At 62.3% G+C, this 18,696-nt stretch carries 14 protein-coding genes; 1 reads left to right on the top strand and 13 read right to left on the bottom strand.

The window, feature by feature from the left end:
* Positions 1–21 precede the first annotated feature (21 nt).
* From ASD00_RS22785 to bcsN, 5 genes are all read right to left on the bottom strand, one after another.
* Positions 22–2,232: a hypothetical protein gene (locus ASD00_RS22785; protein ID WP_057208932.1), complete on the bottom strand. Its 2,211-nt coding sequence runs from the start codon at positions 2,230–2,232 to the stop codon at positions 22–24.
* A complete protein-coding gene (locus ASD00_RS22780; protein ID WP_082523680.1) occupies positions 2,229–3,284 on the bottom strand; it encodes a glycosyl hydrolase family 8 in 1,056 nt (351 codons plus the stop codon). Before ASD00_RS22780 ends, ASD00_RS22785 begins: the two co-directional genes overlap by 4 nt.
* On the bottom strand, positions 3,281–5,629 hold the full coding sequence (locus ASD00_RS22775) for a cellulose biosynthesis cyclic di-GMP-binding regulatory protein BcsB (protein WP_057208931.1): 2,349 nt from the start codon (positions 5,627–5,629) through the stop codon (positions 3,281–3,283). Before ASD00_RS22775 ends, ASD00_RS22780 begins: the two co-directional genes overlap by 4 nt.
* Positions 5,626–7,806 carry a UDP-forming cellulose synthase catalytic subunit gene (gene bcsA, locus ASD00_RS22770; protein WP_057208928.1) on the bottom strand — a complete coding sequence of 727 codons (2,181 nt, stop codon included), beginning with the start codon at positions 7,804–7,806 and terminating at the stop codon, positions 5,626–5,628. Before bcsA ends, ASD00_RS22775 begins: the two co-directional genes overlap by 4 nt.
* A gap of 112 nt (positions 7,807–7,918) precedes the next feature.
* Complete coding sequence (gene bcsN, locus ASD00_RS22765) at positions 7,919–8,896, bottom strand: cellulose biosynthesis protein BcsN (RefSeq protein ID WP_057208926.1); 978 nt, start codon at positions 8,894–8,896, stop codon at positions 7,919–7,921.
* 620 nt (positions 8,897–9,516) lie between these two features.
* Between bcsN and ASD00_RS42335 the strand changes: the two genes are divergently transcribed.
* Positions 9,517–9,639 carry a hypothetical protein gene (locus ASD00_RS42335; protein ID WP_025428452.1) on the top strand — a complete coding sequence of 41 codons (123 nt, stop codon included), beginning with the start codon at positions 9,517–9,519 and terminating at the stop codon, positions 9,637–9,639.
* A 370-nt stretch (positions 9,640–10,009) separates the two neighbouring features.
* Here the strand turns inward: ASD00_RS42335 and ASD00_RS22760 are convergent, their stop codons facing one another.
* From ASD00_RS22760 to ASD00_RS22725, 8 genes are all read right to left on the bottom strand, one after another.
* Positions 10,010–10,582: a gluconokinase gene (locus ASD00_RS22760; RefSeq protein WP_162174748.1), complete on the bottom strand. Its 573-nt coding sequence runs from the start codon at positions 10,580–10,582 to the stop codon at positions 10,010–10,012.
* A gap of 93 nt (positions 10,583–10,675) precedes the next feature.
* Positions 10,676–11,371: a class II aldolase/adducin family protein gene (locus tag ASD00_RS22755; RefSeq protein WP_057208924.1), complete on the bottom strand. Its 696-nt coding sequence runs from the start codon at positions 11,369–11,371 to the stop codon at positions 10,676–10,678.
* A 20-nt stretch (positions 11,372–11,391) separates the two neighbouring features.
* Positions 11,392–12,837, bottom strand: coding sequence for an FGGY family carbohydrate kinase (locus ASD00_RS22750; RefSeq protein ID WP_057208942.1), 1,446 nt, complete (start codon positions 12,835–12,837; stop codon positions 11,392–11,394).
* A gap of 93 nt (positions 12,838–12,930) precedes the next feature.
* Positions 12,931–13,779: a sugar phosphate isomerase/epimerase gene (locus tag ASD00_RS22745; RefSeq protein WP_025428448.1), complete on the bottom strand. Its 849-nt coding sequence runs from the start codon at positions 13,777–13,779 to the stop codon at positions 12,931–12,933.
* Between the two features lie 2 nt (positions 13,780–13,781).
* Positions 13,782–14,780 (bottom strand): ABC transporter permease, encoded by a 999-nt coding sequence (locus tag ASD00_RS22740; protein WP_025428447.1) that lies wholly within the window; start codon positions 14,778–14,780, stop codon positions 13,782–13,784.
* Entirely contained in the window at positions 14,777–15,778 is a 1,002-nt protein-coding gene (locus ASD00_RS22735) for an ABC transporter permease (protein WP_025428446.1), read from the bottom strand. Before ASD00_RS22735 ends, ASD00_RS22740 begins: the two co-directional genes overlap by 4 nt.
* Positions 15,771–17,285 carry a sugar ABC transporter ATP-binding protein gene (locus ASD00_RS22730; protein WP_025428445.1) on the bottom strand — a complete coding sequence of 505 codons (1,515 nt, stop codon included), beginning with the start codon at positions 17,283–17,285 and terminating at the stop codon, positions 15,771–15,773. Before ASD00_RS22730 ends, ASD00_RS22735 begins: the two co-directional genes overlap by 8 nt.
* A 183-nt stretch (positions 17,286–17,468) precedes the next feature.
* A complete protein-coding gene (locus ASD00_RS22725; RefSeq protein WP_025428444.1) occupies positions 17,469–18,461 on the bottom strand; it encodes an autoinducer 2 ABC transporter substrate-binding protein in 993 nt (330 codons plus the stop codon).
* Between the last annotated feature and the right edge of the window lie 235 nt (positions 18,462–18,696).

Here is an 18,696-nt window from a genome sequence, read left to right as displayed (position 1 = left end):
ACGGAATCGGTTGCGAAGCGTTTACTTGTTCGGCCAGATCTCCTGCGCCTTGCCGACATCGGCAAGGCCGCGCTGCGCCTCACGATTGCCGGTGGCAGCGACTGCCTCGAAGATACGTCGGGCTTCGGCGTAATACTTGAGACTGAGATAGGCGTAACCGCGCAGCACCATCAGGTCGGACCGCTGCGTCGAGATCTGCCCCAACTGATCGAGAAAAATCAGCGTCTCGCGATAACGTTTGGCATCGAAAGCGGCAATCGCCCGGTCGGCGAGGATCGCGCTCTGGAGTTCTTCGGCCCGACCACGGCTCTGTGTTGATTTCGTTGCGGCGACCGCAGCCTTGTTGGTCAGCCCGGCCCTGAGATAGGCGAGGCTCTGGCCATAAGCGGCATCTTCGCGCATTTGCAATGCTGGTGCCTGCAGGGCGACCTCGAAGGATTCGGCCGCTTCCAGCGGGCGGTTCAGATCCATCAGGCACCAGCCGCGCGTCAGCGCCGCCTGCGGCGACAGCCGCGCCGGGTTGATGGTCGTCCGGCATCCCGTTACCGCCCTGCCGGCCGCTTGTGGTCGGCGAGCAACGGCAACCGGCTGCTCGACCACATAGCGTGTCGTCGTTCGTGGCGCGGCCTCCGTCACGACTGCAGGTGACCTTCGCTCCGCATCAGCTATCGGTGCCGGCTCTCGCGCAAGCGGCTGTTGTTGCCGGGCGATGGCGTCGCGCCGTTCCTCCTCGGTCTCGCCGAGGAGGGCGATGCGCTCCGAGCGCCCCGCCCAGAGCCGCTGGATCTCGGCGACGCCGGCAGCATCGCCCAGCTGGTTGCGGCTGAGCGCCAGGCCATAGGCCGAAGGTTCGTCATCGGGCTTCCAGCGAAGCGCGGTGGCAAACCATTGTGCGGCCGTCGCCGGTTGTTCCATGGCACGGGCATACCAGCCGAACTGCTGCGCCGTGGCCGGATCACGCCCTTTGGTCGTCTCCTGCGCGATCCGGGTCAGTACTTCCTCGCTCAGCGTGACCGGTGGCTCGATCGCCAGCAGGTTTGCCGTCGCGGCAAAATAGGTCGCCTTGGCATCGGTCGACGTATCGCGCCAGGGATACAGTACTTTTTCCGCATCCTCATGCGCCTTGCGGGCGATCAAGGTCAGCGCCAGGCCTTGCGACGCGGAGGCTGAATCTTCCTTGTCGTGGGCGCGACGGAACCATTGTTCGGCCGCGCTGATATTCTCCCGGCGAAGCTGGTACCAGCCCAGGAGCAGCGCGTCACTCGCCATGCCCTCGGTTTCGACCAGGCGTTCGAGGCGCTGGATATATTTGGGATCGACCGCCAGCTTGCCATCCGCGTCGCCTTCCGCAACGAAGCGGCGCGCCAGGTCGTCGCGAATGCTTTCGAACTCGGCAGCGCCTCCAGGTGCTGTCCGTTCGTGGGCCAAAATCTCCTGCGCCATCTCATAGGGCAGTCCGGAAACCGCCTTCTGCACCGTCGCCAGCCGCTCCGGAGCGTTCTCGCAATTCTTCAGCACGTAGAGATAGGCGTCTCGGGCGCGATCGGGACGTTTGGTCTCGGTGAAGGCATCGGCCACCCGCCACAGCACATCCACTTCCGAGCACGTCAACAGGCTCGGTGTGCTCGCCGCAACCTCGATGACCGTCTCGTACTGCTTGAGATCGGAGGCATTCACCAGGCGCGCCCGTGCTTCGGCGACGTTCAGCCGCTCGAGCAGATCGGCCGGCGGTTTCCAGGCGGCCTCGCTTGCCTGGCGCTCGGCGATCGCCTTTCGAACCTCGGCGTAGCGCCCCTCCGAATAGCGCTGCCACATCGTTTCGAGCTGGACATCCTTGTTACGCGGAACCGCAAGTGGGTCCTTGGGCGGCGTCCAATCGGGATAGAGCGCCCTCAGCCGTGATATCTCGGCCTGCAGTCGAGCGGTATCACCCTTGCTGGCGAAGTAGCGCAGTGCCGATTCGTCTACCACCGGCGCCGTTGCCTGCGACCGCCTCGCATCGGCGGGCTGCGTATTCTGCGTGACCTGCCGAAACTCAGGCGCTGCGCCTCTCGAACCTCTGTCCACGACACCGAACGACGCCTCGTCGGGAAGCGCGCCTCCGTCAGGGCCCGTCGCTGGCGCACCGGCGTTGCCGGCCCAATTCTTGCGCAGAAGCCCATCGTCGGTAAATCCGACAATCCCGACCGCCGTGAGGATGATTCCGGCGATGACAACGGTTGAGGACTTCATAGACACTCCGGACGCTTCTCCTTCGCATAAGACAACCCGAGGAGGTGCAGTGTCGAAGGGTAATATTGCGTCGGGCTGAACACCTTGACGCTGTCGGGCAACGGAGCCCGCTCCATGAGACAGGCCAGAATATGGTTAACAAATTGATAACCGGGGTCCGTCAGCGTCGCCCGAACAGCCCCTGTCGTTACGTCGCTGATGAGCAATTCGCCATTGGCACCAAGCATGCCCTGCCGCAATCTTGAAAGCAATTCGGCGTCATCGATGTCTGCCCGAACCACGTAGAGCGGAATGCGCAGCGAATTGTAGCCGAATTCCGCCGGGAAGCCCTGCGCCGCCTTCAGGCGCGTTTTGGCGCTGATCCAATCGGCCGGCATCTTTCGCGGGCCGAGCTGCAGTTGATCAAGCATCTTGCGACCATCATTCGCCAGCGCCGCCCATATCGGCGAAGGCGCGACGCGATCAAGGACAGGGAAGGCCTCGAAGATCCAGTAGGAAGGGTTGACGACGGGACCGTCTTCGCGATCGGTTGCGGAAAAACCGGCAACCCCCGGCAGCAGCAAGGTTCGGCCGCCGTAGTCGATCACGGTCCGGTCGAGGATTGCTTTCGCGATCTTGGAGGCCGCCGAGAGGTAGTCCTTTCGCTTCCACCGTTCGCCGGCAAGCGTCAGCGCATAGGCGATCAGGATATCGCCGTCGGTCGCATTGTTGATATCGATCACATGCGGCTTTTCGCTCGGGCTCCATTTCCAGGCGGCAAGTCCGTCGTCGCGCAAAAGCAGCTCGCGACGGGTAAAGGACCAGATCAGCTCGAAATCGGCAGCGCTGCCGGCAAGCACCGCCAGCCACAAACCATAACCTTGTCCCTCGCTGTGGCTGATGCCGCCGTTACCGTCATCGATAATGCGCCCACCGGGATCGAGGAACTTTGTCTTATACTTCTGCCAATCCTCGGCGCTCACGGTCTCGCCCCGTCCCTGGGCTGCCGCGCGCGTCTGAGGCAGAGCGACGACAAGAGCCAGGGTGAGGAGAAGAACCGTGCGCCAGATCATGGGCGGCGCCCGAGCCGACTGAGCATGGATGACGTGGCGAGGCCCAGCAGCACCGATAGTGTTACGAGCAGCACGGCGTAGAAAAGAATGTTGCTCGACAGCCAGTTGGCAATGATCAGCCGGTAATTGCCAAACGAGGCCGGCCTTGTCTGCACGAAACTGAAATTGGCGACCGGCACCACCTTGACGGCGTTGGTTGCCGGCTCGTAGGTCGAGATGTGCCCGGCGATCTCTCGCCATTGATCGATGTCGGCAAGTGCCGACACCCCATCGCTCAACTGTTTGGCGGACGGCGCTGCAACCAGCGTCCACGTGGCGTCATCCGTGGGGTTTGCCCCTTGAGCGAGGAGCAAGGTTGCCGTTTCCGGAGGGACAAAATCGCTTTGTTCCTGCGGCAGAATGCGTAGCGAACTCAGGGAGATGTCGAACTCCTGCTTTACCCAATCCTGAAGAGCCGTGATCTGGGTGCGCCAGGCGCCGCCACTCAGGCGCGTCTGCCATTCATCGATCGCCTTCTGGGTATCCGCGCCGCGCCCGACGGCCTGTGCGCTGCCCCAGGACATCTGGCGGCTGGGATCGATACCGACTTGCGTCAGCACAGTTTTCGGCAATTCGGGCAATGTACCGATGAAGAGCGCATTGCGCGTGCCAGCGGCCAAAGGCGAGGCAATCATCTCGACCGCGATCGGCCGCCCGCCGGCCACCGCCAACCGTGCCAGGAACGTGGCAGCGGCCGACAAGGTGTCGGCATCGGCCCGGTCAATGAAGAGCGGGATCAGGCCCGCGCTGTTGCGATAGGGTGCCGCCGCGCCCGACATCGCGGCGAGATTGGGCCGCCGACCGATCCGCGCGAAGTTGGGCATATGAAGTTCGGACGTGTCGAACAGTGCAAAACGCGGATCCGTCGAGGCTGGCGCACCCGGCGCACAGGCCTTGTCCTGCTCCGTCAAAAGCACGGCCTCGAGCTCGATCAGGTTGGGCCCGGGCTTGAAATGGCGCATGGTCACATTGATCGGCAAATGCCGCAGGATGCCGCCGGTCGCCGAATCGAACGGGACCGTCGAGGCGATGTTGCCGTTGACATAGATGTCGATCCGGCTGCCGGGCCGCACCGTCTCGGTATAGGCCGCATCCAGCAGGATCGTCGCCTCGCCATAGGCGTCCGCATAGAAATCCGACGGGACTGCCACCGAAAACCGGGACCGGAAGCGACGACCGGTGAATTCGCTGGTCTCGACGCCGAGCTCGGAGAAACGCAAGCGCGTGTTGCCGGCAACGACAGGTGTTTCCGGCAAAAGCCAACGTTCGGTGTTGATGACGTCGCGGGGGACATTGCTCGGCCGGTCCATTGGCTCGGCGATAGCCTCGATCGCGGCCTGAACGGCCGGCCAGTCGGGGCCGCTGAGAACCAGAACCGGCGCATTCGTCTCGCCATCGCGGACGAAGGCCGCAACCGACCCACTGGCAGCGCCATCGGGCAGCGAAGGGAGCAGCGGCGATACCTCATCGACGGTGCCCGCAATCACGGTCAACTCGCCGGGCTTGCCCAGCTCCGGCAGTCCTTCGCTGAGAATGACCCGCTGCGCCGGCATATGGCCGCGCAGGGCCAACCCCTGTGCAAGCCGCATCAGGCCCGCAGCGCGGCTCGGCTGCTGCATTCCCGGAACGACAAGATTGAACTGCGTGTGTCCCCTGTCGTCCAGACCGACGGCGCGGATATCGTCCACGCTCGCAAATGCCGCGCTCTGCGCATCCGCAAAGCTGATGAAAGCCGTCTCCGGCGCGATTTCGGTCCAGAGTTCATAGGTGGATTCGATGGTGCAGTCGGTACGGTGGTGCTGCTGCACCCGAAACCTGATGTCATTGGAACCGGCCCGCAGCAGACCGGCCGGCAGTGCGTAACTCCGGGTCTCGGCGGTGCCCGACGCCTTGATCGGCCCCTCGCCGACCAGCTCGCCGTTGACGAAAACCGAAAGGGACGAAGCCTCCGGCGCGATCACGATCGCATTCTGATAACCGAAATTCAACGTTGCAGCCGATTGTGCCTGGGCCGGCGTCAGATACATCGACCAGGCGCGTTCATCGACCTCACCGGTGAGCGACAGCGCGCTGAAGGGAATGATGTACCGCCTGAAACCATCGGGCCCGCCGCCAACCGCTGCGGGACTGCTTGCGTCCGCGCCGGGCTCGCTGGTCGGCTGGCCCTCATCCGTCCCTTCCGGCAGTTCGATAGACGGCTCGACGGCCGGCCGCTCCGGCGACATGTCGAACGGGTTCGACTGCGCGAACGTCTGTGTCGTCGCGGCAAGGAACATGATGAGGAGGGCAACCGGCATCCGCTTCATCGCCGCGCCTCCGCTTGCCTGTCGGAGGAGCGCAAGCTGCGCGCGAAATAGATCAGGCCGCGGCTCATCTGATAGAAAGCCAGCCACAGGAACCAGGCCGTGCCTGCGACCAGTCCTGGGTTTCCGCGCCGCGCCTTCTGGAACTCGCTCCATTGCTGGGAGTTCGCAAAGATCAGATCCGCCACCAGACTGTGGTGACGCGCGACCTGCGGCAGATAACGGCAGCCGATCGTGGTGATGTCGCCGGCACTCTCCTTGTTCTTGATCGCGACCGGCAAGGTCTCGGAGGTGCCATCGCCACTATAGGGCTCGAAGCGAATGAGCCCGTCCGTGTCGACGGGTAGCGTCGCCGCATCGACGCCATAGACCTGAATTCGGGCGCCGTTGGCCGATACGTCTTCGATCGTTGCCGGATACCATTGATCTGCGACACCGAATTCGCAGCGCCGGCTGACCTTCACGCGCCGCGATGACGCCTTTTCCCCGCGTTCCGAGACCACGCCGAGCGCGCAGCCCGCCATGATCAGATTGAGGAGGTTCCAACCTCCCACGACCAGGGTTACGTCAGCCTTGTAGGGCTCGGTGTAGACCCGGTAGACCGTCATCAGAAGGGCGATGAAAAGCACGGCGAAGATGACGAAGAACGGTCGGCTGATTTCCGACAGGCGGCTCTCCAGGATCGACTCGTCCTTGGCCGTCACCTTGAAGGTCGGCCGGCTCGGGCGCATCAGGACCGAGATGACCGCCGGCAGCAGATGCACGGTCTGGGCATATTCGTAGAGCTCCGAGATCCACGGCCAACGGAAGGCGCCGTAGAGATAGTTCTGCATCATCAGGTTCACGAGCATGTAGGCGAGCGTATAGGCAAGGAACTCACCACCCGACGCGGTGAAGATTTCCAGGTCGAAGAACAGATAGAACAGCGGCGCAAACAGAAAGATCGTGCGCGACACCGGGAAGAGCCAGAACAGCGTCGACGACATGTAGCAAAGCCGCTGCGGGATCGACAGCCCGCGCTTGAACAGCGGAAAACGGAACAATAGGATCTGCATCATGCCCTGCGCCCAGCGACTGCGCTGGCCGATGAAGCTGGCAAAGGTTGCCGGTTGCAGCCCGGCGATTAGCGGCCGATCGACATAGATGCTGTTCCAGCCGCGGCCGTGCAGCGCCAGCGCCGTTTCGCAGTCCTCGGTGATGCTCATGCCGCTGAAGCCGTCGGTATCATCGAGCGCCTTGCGCCGGAGCACGGCAGCCGAGCCGCAGAAGAAGGCCGCGTTCCACTTGTCGAGGCCGCGCTGGATGATGCCGTAGAACATTTCGTTCTCACTCGGCATCTTTTCGAAGGTTCGCAGATTGCGCTCGAGCGGATCAGGATTGAGAAAGAAGTGCGGCGTCTGCACCAGGAAAAGCTTCGGGTCGCTTTCGAAATAGCCCACCGTTTCCAACAGGAAATCGCGAGCTGGCGCGTGGTCGGCGTCAAAGACGGCGATCAACTCGCCGTCTGAATGCAGCATGCCGTTGTTGAGATTACCGGCCTTGGCATGTTCGTTGCGCTCGCGGGTCAGGTAGCGCACACCGAGATCGTCGCAGAGAGCCTGCAATTCCATATGCCGGGCCGAGGCGCGCTGCGCCTCCACCAGATTCATCGAGTAGCGCTTTTGCTGGGTGCCGCCATCATCAAGCAGCCAGACCTGCAGCTTGTCGGCCGGGTAATCCATGCCTTTGGCGGCAGCCAGCGTATTGGCCAGCAACCCTGCATCCTCGTTATAGGACGGCACGAAGACGTCGACCTTCGGAAACGCCCCCGGCGAGATGGCCTTTGCCTTGCGCGGCGGCAGCGGCATCGCGACGACGAACAAGCTCAGCGACAGCATCATCACGCTGTACATTTCGGCGAGGTAGAGCAGGAAGCCGGGAATGAAGTTCTCAAGCTGGTTCAACGGCGGCAGCGTGCTGGTCGTGCGCCAGTAGACATAGCGAAGCACGATAGCCGTTCCGAAGGCGAGCGCGATCAGGCGCCAGCGACCTTCGGCCTTGATGAGCTTCAGTATCGCCATGAACGTAACGACGAGCACGCTCACGATCAGCTGGGTCTGAAGATTGACCGGCAATGTGATGACGGCAATGACGCAAAGGGAGAAAAACGCCCACGCTGCAACGGGACCGATCTTGCTCATTCATTCTGCCTTCCAGCATTCGGCATCATGCCACTGGTATCGCTTGACCTGACTTCATCTGGGCTTTTGCAAGCCCGATACGAGCCCATACCAAACGATCGTTAGGAGCTGATTAAGGACAATTGCCCCCCGCCGGTGCATCGCAGGCAGGTAACGGCACAATCACGGTCGCTCCAGTCTTTGCCGCGCCACCCGGTTCCGGCAACCTGATCGAATTCGCCGTCGCCGGCACGGCGACTGGCTGCTGACGCGCGGGTTGCTCGACGCGGACCACGCGCATGGTCGGCGCAGGCGCCGTCATCACGGTCACGGGTCGCGTGTCAGTGGGCGCCGGCTCCTTGCGGTAAATCGGGTTGCCAACGCGGCCGATGCCCGCCTCCAGCGGCGGCGGGGCGCCGTAAGGGTTCCAGGCGGGATCGCCGAATGTGCCGACGATCGTATAGCCATAGACGGGTGCGAGAAGGTCGTTTTCGCTTGCGCCAGTTGCGCAATAGCGGAAGCGGATCTGAATGGTGCCGTAGCCTTTAAGGGGAGAACGATGATTTTCCGCCCCGCGTATCTGCTGCCAGGCGAAAATGCAGGCGTCGTCGCCGCGGCCACGGCCATAAGCATAACCGAAGGGCCCGTAATTGTTCTGCAGAAAGTCCGACGACTGCTCCAACGACACACCGGGAAGCGCACGCCGCGCCTGCCGCATCATCTCGGAGCTCCTGACCGCAACGTAGCCGCTGCTCTTCTGCTGGTCGAACCTGGTCTCCATCGGCCCGAAGAACTGCGCGCGCAGGAAGTTCTGCCCCGGCGTCGCGGCCGAAGTGTAGAGGTAGATATCCTGCTCGATGGCGTTGGTTCTTCGCCGCTCGACCACATTCAGAACGGCGGGCCCGCCTGGCGGCGGCAGGATCAGCGCATTCTCGGCCGGAACAATCGTCGCATTGGTCGGCGTACCGACGTCATTGTGCGTCGCGCAGCCGGACATGAGGAGGCCTGCCGCAAGCAGAGCTGTAGGCGCGACCACGCCCAGCGGCTTGTTGGTGATCGTGGAGCGGTCGTCCGATACGTCGAATCGCCTGCTGAAAAATCGTCCTGCCATGCCCGAGCATTAGGTGATTCAGGCAATTTCGCAAACCCGCAAAGGATAGGGGATGGCTTTTCGAGCTCTGGTGGCGGGGTGACCGTTGCAGCTATTGCAGTTGGCACAGTAGCCCCGCGAAAACGCGTCCATCAGCGGTCGCCAACTCGGGCAATCCGGCGCAACCTACAGAGCCATTTCAGATCAACCGCCGCGAGCCCGCCGCTATGTTGAAAAAGGCGACATAAACGGCGCTACAGGCGCATAGCTATCGCGCCTCACATACAAAGACCGGGTGAAAATCGGAAAAATACTCAAATAAATTCTTTCGCCGAACAGGTAATAATAGAAAACATCAGAAGCGATGCAATCCATGAAGATTTGCCGCAGCCAGACGTTTACTTATTAATATCCGAAGCGCAGGATAGAAAAACTTTCTGCGTACAAAATCTTTGGTGAAGCTCATCTTCAACAAAAATCTGCGCCGAGATTTACGCTGAAATAGATTTGATCCACCTGATCGAATTCTTGAACGAGCCAAAGCCTCTGCTGCGGGTTCCTTTGAGGCATTTTCGTCATCGCAGCGTGCTGCCCGCACCGTCCGGCGGCCGTCGCAAGCAGAGTGAAAATTGGAGCTCGCCATGCGAAGCCTACTTCCCGCCCGTTTCCATGACTACGATTTCACCCCCATCTTCGTGGGTGCCGGGTTTACTCTCGCGATCGCCGTCATCGCCTACGGCTCCTTGTTTGGTCGCATCCTCTAGCGAGGCGCACCAACAGCAGGCCTGTTTATGCGATCTGCGTCTGCAGCCACACCTTGAACAGCAAGGCACGCCGCGTTTCTGGCTTCAACGCCGCTTGGACAACGCCATGATCGGAACCATCGGATGTCAAGCCCATGGGCGCGGCCAGCCACGCCTATCGCTCTCACGCCCGATGTGCCGGCTTTGATCAAATCCGTTTGTGGCACTGAACAAAAGCCGGGGAGACCGATAGACAGGGCTGCTAGCATCCAGACGGTCATCAATAGCGGTACTGCCGGTTTCACGGTCGGCACTGCTGCACTTGCGGTGCCTTTCCGACACCCGGTCGGAGCTGACACAGCAATTGCTGGAGATCCAGATGATGACGGGTCTAGCGCGATCCGAATGCGGTATCAGATGACGCAGCATTGTTCGACAAACCCAGGCCGTCGAGTGCGGCAAGCGTTGCCTTGACCACGTCGGCCGTGGGCTGATCGACATCGACGACGACCGTGAGCGGCTCGCCGATCGGCTCTTCAAGCGTCGCCAACTGCGTGTCGAGCAGTGACGCCGGCATGAAATGCCCCTCGCGGTGTTGCATTCGGCCGGCGAGAACGTCGCGGCTGCCATGGAGATAGACGAAGACCAGATCTCCCCCTGCATTCTCGCGCAACAGATCGCGATAGCTCCGCTTCAACGCCGAGCACGAAACGACGAGCGGGTCGGCGCTCGAGGAAAGCTGCTTTCCGATCTCACGGAGCCAGGGCCATCTGTCCTCATCGGTGAGCGGGATGCCGGCTGACATCTTGGCGATATTGGCTTGCGGGTGCAAAGCATCGCCTTCGATGAAGCGATAGCCAAAGCCCCGTGCCACCGCCTCGCCGACAGAAGTCTTGCCGCTGCCGGAAACGCCCATGACGACAATCGAGCAACGGAACCTCGGCGCATGACTACGGGATGACATATCGGGGCTCGCCATGGATCGCTCGTCTCTCCGGTGCCTAATCGCGACGTCGCTGATAGCGCTGCACCAGCAACGACACAAGCCCGGCTGCTGTCAACTGGCGGCCCGCGGGCGAGCGAGATCGTTGACGCCCTCATCATCAGGTGCCTGGCCATAACTCATCCGGCGCATCTGGGCGATCACCCGCTGCATCTCGTCGTCGGGCAGAACCGGCGGCTCGCCGAGCGTGAGGGCCTGGACATACATGCGCGAGAGGGTCTCGATTTCGATCGCCATCCACAATGCCGATTCCAGCGTCTTGCCGAGCGAGATCTGACCATGCTGACCGAGCAGGCAGGCGGTGCGGTCCTTGAGCGCCACCAGCGCGTTGTTGGACAGCGCCTGGGTCCCGAACGTCGCATATTCGGCGCAGCGGATCGTCGTGCCACCGGCAATGCCGGTCATATAGTGGAAGCTGGGGATGGTTTTGTGGTGGCAAGCAAGCGTGGTGGCATAGATAGAGTGGCAATGAAGAACCACGTTGATATCCGTGCGCTCGCGCAGGATATCGCGATGGAAACGCCATTCGGATGACGGTCGAAGGCCTGTGTAGTTGCCCTTAAAATCCATCTCGACCAGATCTTCCGGCTGCATCGTCTCATAGGCGAGCGACGAGGGCGTGACCAGGAAACCATCGCCGATGCGCACCGACAGGTTGCCGGCCGTCCCCTGGTTGATGCCGCTCGAATTCATCCGGCGGCAGATATCCACCATCTCGCGGCGAAGGGAGAGTACATCGGGCTGGTTCATCAGTCGTTCCTTTCGAAGTGTCAGTGGAAAACGGGTTCGGCTGGCTGACGCGCCCTCGCACGCCACTCAGTCGCGTAGTCGGAGATCGCAGCCGTGAGTGATGCGACATCGCTGGCCTCGGCCAGCGAAAGCGGCGCTGGCCGCCTGCGGGAATGTTGGCCGGCAAGCAGGGCCGCGCCGGATGCAACGCCGTAGGCATCGAGATTGAACCGGACCTGTCGGTCCGGCAGCAGTGCGGCGACAAGGCGGGCATAAAGCGGGTCGCCCAGGAAGCTGCCGTCGAGAACGACCAGAGATCCCGCCCCCAGGGCCTCGATGCATTCGGCGGTCAAGAGCGCACAATAGACGAGCGCCACCGCCTTCCGCTCCATGGCAGTCTCCGGCTTCGGCCCTGATATACGTCCCTGCCCGGCGCTGCCCGGAAACAAGCCGTTGTCGTCGCCGAAGGAAGGCAGCGCCATCGTTCTGCCGGCGATCAATCGCCGGACGATCTGTTCGGGCACAGGGTCGCTTGGTTGCCCGGGGCCGGCCACCAGCGAAAATTCTCGCCCGCCCATGGTCAGCACGCCACCGAGCGGATTGCCGAAGACGTCGCTGTTCGAGGTCATGCCCCTGTTTTCTTCGAGCTTGTCGATCGAGGTCTGACCGGAGAAACCGACAATCCAGGTGCCGGTGGAAATGACGGTGAACTCGTGCAGTCCGGCGGCATGATAGCGGTAGTGGTTGAGGCTGCTGTCATGCGCACCGACCAGGATACGAAGCCCCTGCGGCAAGCCGTGACGCCGCGCCAAATCTGCGCGCACCGGCCCGAGATCCTGCCAGGCGTCGGCGAAGGGCGGCATCAGCCGGCCCCAGCCACGCGCCGCGACGATCGGTGCGAAATGCCGCTCCGCCACGTTCCAGAGATGCGACTGCGCGCCAAGCAGGCTCGCCTCCGAGGTCGCCACGCCCGAAAGCCGCCATGCCCAGTATTGCGGCAGACCGAGATACCAGCGCGCCCGCGAGAAGGCTTCCGGTTCGCACTCCTGCATCCAGTAGAGCTGCCGGGCCTGATGGGTTGCCGCATGCATCGTCGCGCTGCCGCGGTCGAAGAACGATCCGGACAGCGGGACATAACCGGCTTTGATCGCCTCCGGCAGCGGCTGTTCATAGTCGATCATCGGCAGGGTGGCGCCCTCGCCGATCTCGGGATCGTCACCAACAAGGACGCCTCCGGAACCGTGTCCGGAGGCAACGAAGGCCGAAAGTGGGTGACGCCGGCAGAGTTGTCCGATGCCGGAAAAGACCCACTCGCTAATGGCGCCGAGATCGTGATGGCGCCAGGGTGGTCCGGGCAGCACCGGGTTGGGGATGCTGAGCGTCTCAAGCACGACACCATCTGCCGTGACGGCATTGAGCTTGACGTTGGTCTTGCCGACGTCGAGCACCGCGATCGTGCCCTGCTCGTTGCGTGATGGTGTTGGCATGATGTCCGCACCTCCCGTCACATGCCCGGCCGCCAAGGATCGGATCGCCGCCCAATTTGAGCGTTTCCGGTTTAAACGAGGCCCGGAAACGCTCTAGATCAGCCCGTATTGCTTGGCCTTGTTGCGCAGGAACGGCAAGCCGTTGCCCATCACCTCTTCCTCGTCCCTGGCGACGGGGCGCCAGACGGCGAGGCCATAGGCGACTTCCGGCGGCATGTTGATGAAGCTCTCCATGGCAAGGCCACCCTTGAAGCCGATCGCCGCAAGCGTCGCAAAGATCTCGTCCCAGGCGCAATTGCCATAGCCCGGCGTGCCGCGATCGCTTTCGGATAGGTGGATGTATTTGATGTGCTCGCGCGCATCGAGAATGCCGGTGCCGATGCCCTTTTCCTCGATGTTCATGTGGTAGGTGTCGAGATGCACGAAGACATTGTCGGCGCCGACGCGCTTGATCATGTCGACGGCCTGCCTGCCGGTGTTGATCAGGTGGTTTTCGTAGCGGTTCACGGCCTCGACGCCGAGTTCGATGCCGCGCGATTTGGCGTGTTTTGCCGCCGCCGTCAGCACGCGGGCGATATTGTCGTATTCGGCTTCGGTCGGCGGTACGCCGGTACGCTCGCCGATGCCGCCATAGATGACGCCGGACAGCGCCTCGCCGCCGAGATCGGCCGTCTTGTCGATCGCGATCTTCAGGTGCTCGATCGCCGCATCTGGCCTGACGGAAGCCCAGGCGCGTTCAGGAAGACCGAGCGAGCAGACCGCGCGCAGCTTGTTCTTCTCCAGCAGCGCCTTGGTGTGGGCGGTGTCGACGGCCGGCGGATTGAGCATCGGGATCTCGATGAAATCCACCTTGTACTTGACCGCAGCTGCGACCGCACGCTCGGCACCGGGCCGGTCCCAATTCATGGTCCACATGCTCGTATGGACGCCAAAACCCTGCATGATCACGTTCCTTTTCTGACAAATGAAATCTTGAACTTGGAGGCGGCGAAGCGCAGCACCATGACGCCGACGAGCAGCAATCCCCAGACCGCCGTGGCGAGGTGCTGATTGGCGCCGATGAGATTAAGACCGGACGACAGCAGCTGCAGCACGACGAGCGCCACGAACACCGGAATGACCCGGCCGAAGCCGCCGAACGGATTGACGCCGCCGAGGAAACAGGCGAGCACGGTGATCAACAGATAGGATTCGCCATGGCCGATGCGCACCGAGTTGAACCGCGCCAGCATGATGATGCCGGCAATCGCACACATGGCGCCCGAGAGCGTGTAGACAAGCACGATCACCTTGCGGGTGTTGATACCGGAATAGCGCGTTGCCTCAAGGTTTGAGCCGATCATGTAGGTGTTGAAGCCGAGCCTGGTTCGGGTCAGCAGCACATGCCAGGCGAGCACGCAGACGATGAAGACGATCAACGGGACCGGTACGCCAGCGATCGAACCATGGCCGAGCGGCCCGATGAATGGGGGAAAACCCGAAACGTCTCCACCGCGCGTCAGAAATTCGCCGAGACCGCGCAGGAAGATCATCATCGACAACGAGACGAGGATCGGGTGTGCGCGGGTAAAGGCGATGACCAGGCCCATCACGACGCCGCTTGCGGCCCCGACTGTGACAGCGAGCACACAGCCGAGCGCAAAGGCACCGGCACCGGCATCCGCGCCACCGTTTGCCTGCAGCACCCAGGCAAGCGTCAGCCCGGCAATGTTGGCGGTGAAGGTTACGGCAAGGTTGAGGCCACCGGTCAGGATCGGCAGCAGCATCGCCAGGGTCAGCAACCCAAGTTCGGGCAGCTGGAACGCCACCGAGCCAAAGGTCGCGGCACTCAGAAACTGAGGCGACGCCAGGCCGAACACCAGGATGACGGCAACCAGCGCCAAGCCTGGGCCTGCCATCTCTGGTCCGATCCATGCCTTCAGGCGATCCGAAAACCTTGTCATCGGCGTGCACCTTTCTGGCTGGCGAAGGGCAGGAGCCGTTCGATGCTGGTGTTGGAAAGGGTGATGGCGATCAGGATGATGGCGCCGACGATCATCTTGAACGCAAAGGGGGAAACGCCCATCAGGTTCAGCCCGTTCTGGGTGATCGCGATCAAGAGCACACCGAGCACGCAGCCAAGCACCGAGCCCTTGCCGCCGCCGAGCCTTGCACCGCCGAGAACGACGGCAGCGAGGACATCGAGTTCGCGTCCGTAGAGCGCGTTCGGCACCACTTCCTGCGCATAGTGTGCCTGCACCAGCCCGCCGATGCCGGCCATCAGACCGAGCCAGCCGAAGGCGATGAACTGCATGGCACCGATGTTGATGCCGAAGCGGCGCGCGCCTTCCGGATTATCACCGAAGGCATAGAGCTGGCGACCGGTGGTCGTGCGCGTGATCAGCACCCAAGTGGCGATGACGCACAGCACCATTACCAGCACCGGAAGGGTGATCTCGATCCAACTGCCGTCGGCCATTTCATGCTCGAAGAGCACGACGCGATCCGTCAGCCATTCCGGCAGGTCGTAGATCGAAACGCCCTTGGTGAAGAACATCAGCAGGCCGAAGTAGATATTGAAGGTCGAGATCGTCGCGACGATCGAAATGATGCGGAAACGGTGGATCAGCAGCGCATTGATGGCGCCAAGGCATATGCCGATCGATCCGGCGATGATCAGGCCGGAGATCCAGCCGCCGCCGCCGATCCAGCCAAGCGCGATCGCCGTACCGTACTGCACCACCGAGGCGGCAACAGCGAAGGAGATGTCGATGCCGCCGGCGATGAGCACGACCAGCAGGCCGACGGCAAAGATGATGTTGACCGAACTGGTGTTCAGGAGATCGAAGGCGTTGCCGAGCGAGAAGAAATTGGCCGTCGCCAACGACAGCACCGTGCAGATGACGGCGATGACGGCGAGCAGCGCGACTTCCGTCGCGTGGGTGCGGGCGAAACTATGCATAGACCGCCCCCTCGATTTCGGCGAGCGGAACGCTGCGGGGATCATAGCTGCCGACGATGCGACCCTGCGCCATGTGCAGGACGCGGTCCGCGTTGAAATAGACCTCCGGAACCTCGTCGGAGATCAGAATGATCGCGAGCCCCGTCTCTGCGAGCTTGGCGACGATGTCGAAGATGCCGGCGCGTGCGCCGACGTCGACGCCGACGGTGGGCGCGTCGAGGATGAGCAGCTTCGGATCGGTCGCCAGCCATTTGGCGATGGCGATACGCTGCTGATTGCCGCCTGACAGCGTCGAGATCGCGTCGCCTTGCAGGCCGATCTTGACGCCGAGATCGGCAATCCAGCCGGCGACGAGCTTGCGCTTGCGCTCATCCGAAAGAAAGCCGCCCGAAACGATCTTGCCGAGCGAGCTGATGACGAGATTGTCGGCGATCGACTGCGGCTGGATGAGGCCGAGCGACAGCCGGTCTTCGGAGAGATAGGCGACGCCCGCCTTGATGGCATCGCGATTGGAGGCGAAACGGACCGGCTTGCCCTCGAGCGTAATCGTACCGACCACCGGTTGCAGCATGCCGAAGAGCGTCTGCGCGAGTTCGGTTCGACCGGCGCCGAGAAGACCGGTAATCCCCAGCGTCTCACCGCGCCTGACGGTCAGCGATATGTCATCAAACTGGCCGGGGCGGCTCAGGCCCTTTACCTCCAGCACGACGGGCTGATCCTGCCCGGATTTGGCGCGGACCTGCTGGTCGAAGGTCTTGCCGGTCATCAGTTCGGTGATGCGCGATTGCGTCATGCCGGCGGCGGGATAGACGCCGACCAGCGCACCGTCGCGCAGCACGGTGATGCGGCTTGAAATTTCCAGCACTTCCGCAAGGCGGTGGCTGACGAAGACGACGGCGACGCCGGAGGCCGAAAGGCCACGAACGATGTCGAGCAGATGATCGGTCTCCGACTGGGTCAGCGATGCGGTCGGTTCATCCATGAAGACGAGCTTCGCTTCGCCGACGAGCGCGCGGGCAATCGCCACGATCTGGCGCTGGGCAATCGCATATTCCTTGAGCGGCAGGTCGACGTCGAGCGTGATGCCGAGGCGCTCAAGCGCATCCGTCGCGATCTTGCGCATGCGGCCATAATCGACCAGCTTCGGCCAGCGGCCGAGAACGGTCTGGAAGGCGATGTTTTCAGCGACGCTCATTTCGGGGAAAAGCGCCAGGTCCTGCCAGATGACCTGAATGCCGCGATCCTGAGCGGTCACCGGCGACATGTGCGAATAGGTCTCGCCGTCATATTCGATCGAGGCGCCTTCGGCCGGGCGGTAGACGCCGGTAATGATCTTGATCAGGGTGCTCTTGCCGCAACCGTTTTCGCCCGCGAGGCAATGGACCTCGCCCGGACGAACGTCGAAGCTCACATTTTTGAGCGCTTTGACGCCACCGAAAGTCATGTTGATGTCGTGCAAGGACAGAAGCGGCATTTCGCTGCCTCCCGCGGTCGCAAGCTGATGCATGAACGTGTGCCCCGAATACCGTTTTGAAGGGACGTGCCAGGCCGGCCGAAGCCGGCCCAGCAGCCGGGAGAACCCACTGCATGTTTCCTTAAATCGCTGCTGATCTAGGGATAAAACATGCAACAATTCATAGCGTTACAGCGGTCTTTGCGCGTCCAATAGGACGTGCGACGCTGTAGCGGGTCAGAGACCCATGGCCGCAAGGTCCGCGACTGTATCCTTGTTGATCGGCACGAGCTGATCGACGATGATGTTGTGGTTCTCGAAGTCCGGCTTGACCTTGCCGAGACCTTCGATCTCGTCGCCGTCCTTGACTTCCTCACCCTTCATCAGCTTGTCGGCGAGCGTCACGAACACTTCGCCCGCCTGCTTCGGATTCCACATGAAGCCGCCGGAGATCGCGTCCGACTTCACCAGCTTCTGCCCCTGGCCCGGCGAGAACGGGCCGAGCACGAAGATCTCGCCGACCTTGCGGCGCTCTTCCACGGCGCGGCCTGCCCCGATCGGTCCCTGGCTGCCGAAGGCAAGAAAGCCCTTGAGGTCCGGATGGGCGGAAATCAGGTCGAGCGCGGTCGAGCGGCTCTTGTCGACGTCTTCGGCAACGCCGTAGCGTTCGCCGACCAGCGTCATATCCGGGTGGTTCTTCTTGATGTAGGCAATCGCTGCATCGGCCCAGGCATTGTGCAGCGGCACGGTCAGCGAGCCGACGAAGACGGCATATTCGCCCTTGCCGCCCATCTTCTCGGCGAGCAGCTTGCCATGCGCTTCGCCGAAGCCGGTCGAGGACGCCAGCTCGAAATCCCAGTCGGCGCCCTTCTGGCTCGGCGATTCATGCGTAATGACGATGATGCCCTTTTCCTTCGCCTTGGTCAGAACCGGCTCCAGAACCTTGGCATCGTTGGGCACGACGCCGATGACCTTCACGCCCTGGGCGATCAGATCCTCGATGGCGCGTACCTGCAGCGCCGGGTCGGCGCTCGTCGGGCCGACCATGAAGGCGTCGATGCCGAGCTTTTGGCCACGTTCCTTGATACCGGCCTCCATGGCGTTGAACCACGGAATACCGCCAATCTTGACCACGACGCCGACCTTTCCGGCGTCCTGAGCGAATGCGGCAGCCGCACCGGCAAGCGACAGCGATGTCGCCAGGGCGGCGACCAGAATTTTCTTGATCATGTCTCTCCTCCACTCGCCCCCATAGGGGACACGCCCGGCTGCAAAAGCGCCGGCCTCCAGTTTCAAATCGCAACTGGCTGGGAACGAATTCCCGCCTCCCTGATCGCCGCCTCCTCAGACGACACCATCGCATGCACAATCGATATTTCTTGTTTGCACAATCGATGGTGCAAAGACTATTGTGCAGACTTAATCTTTCGTCAAGGGGAAATCGGCACTAAGACGATGAGGGAGG

Origin of the sequence: Ensifer sp. Root31, assembly GCF_001424825.1 — a bacterium.
GTDB classification, from domain to species: Bacteria; Pseudomonadota; Alphaproteobacteria; order Rhizobiales; family Rhizobiaceae; genus Ensifer; species Ensifer canadensis.
This window is presented reverse-complemented; position numbering and strand designations above follow the sequence as displayed.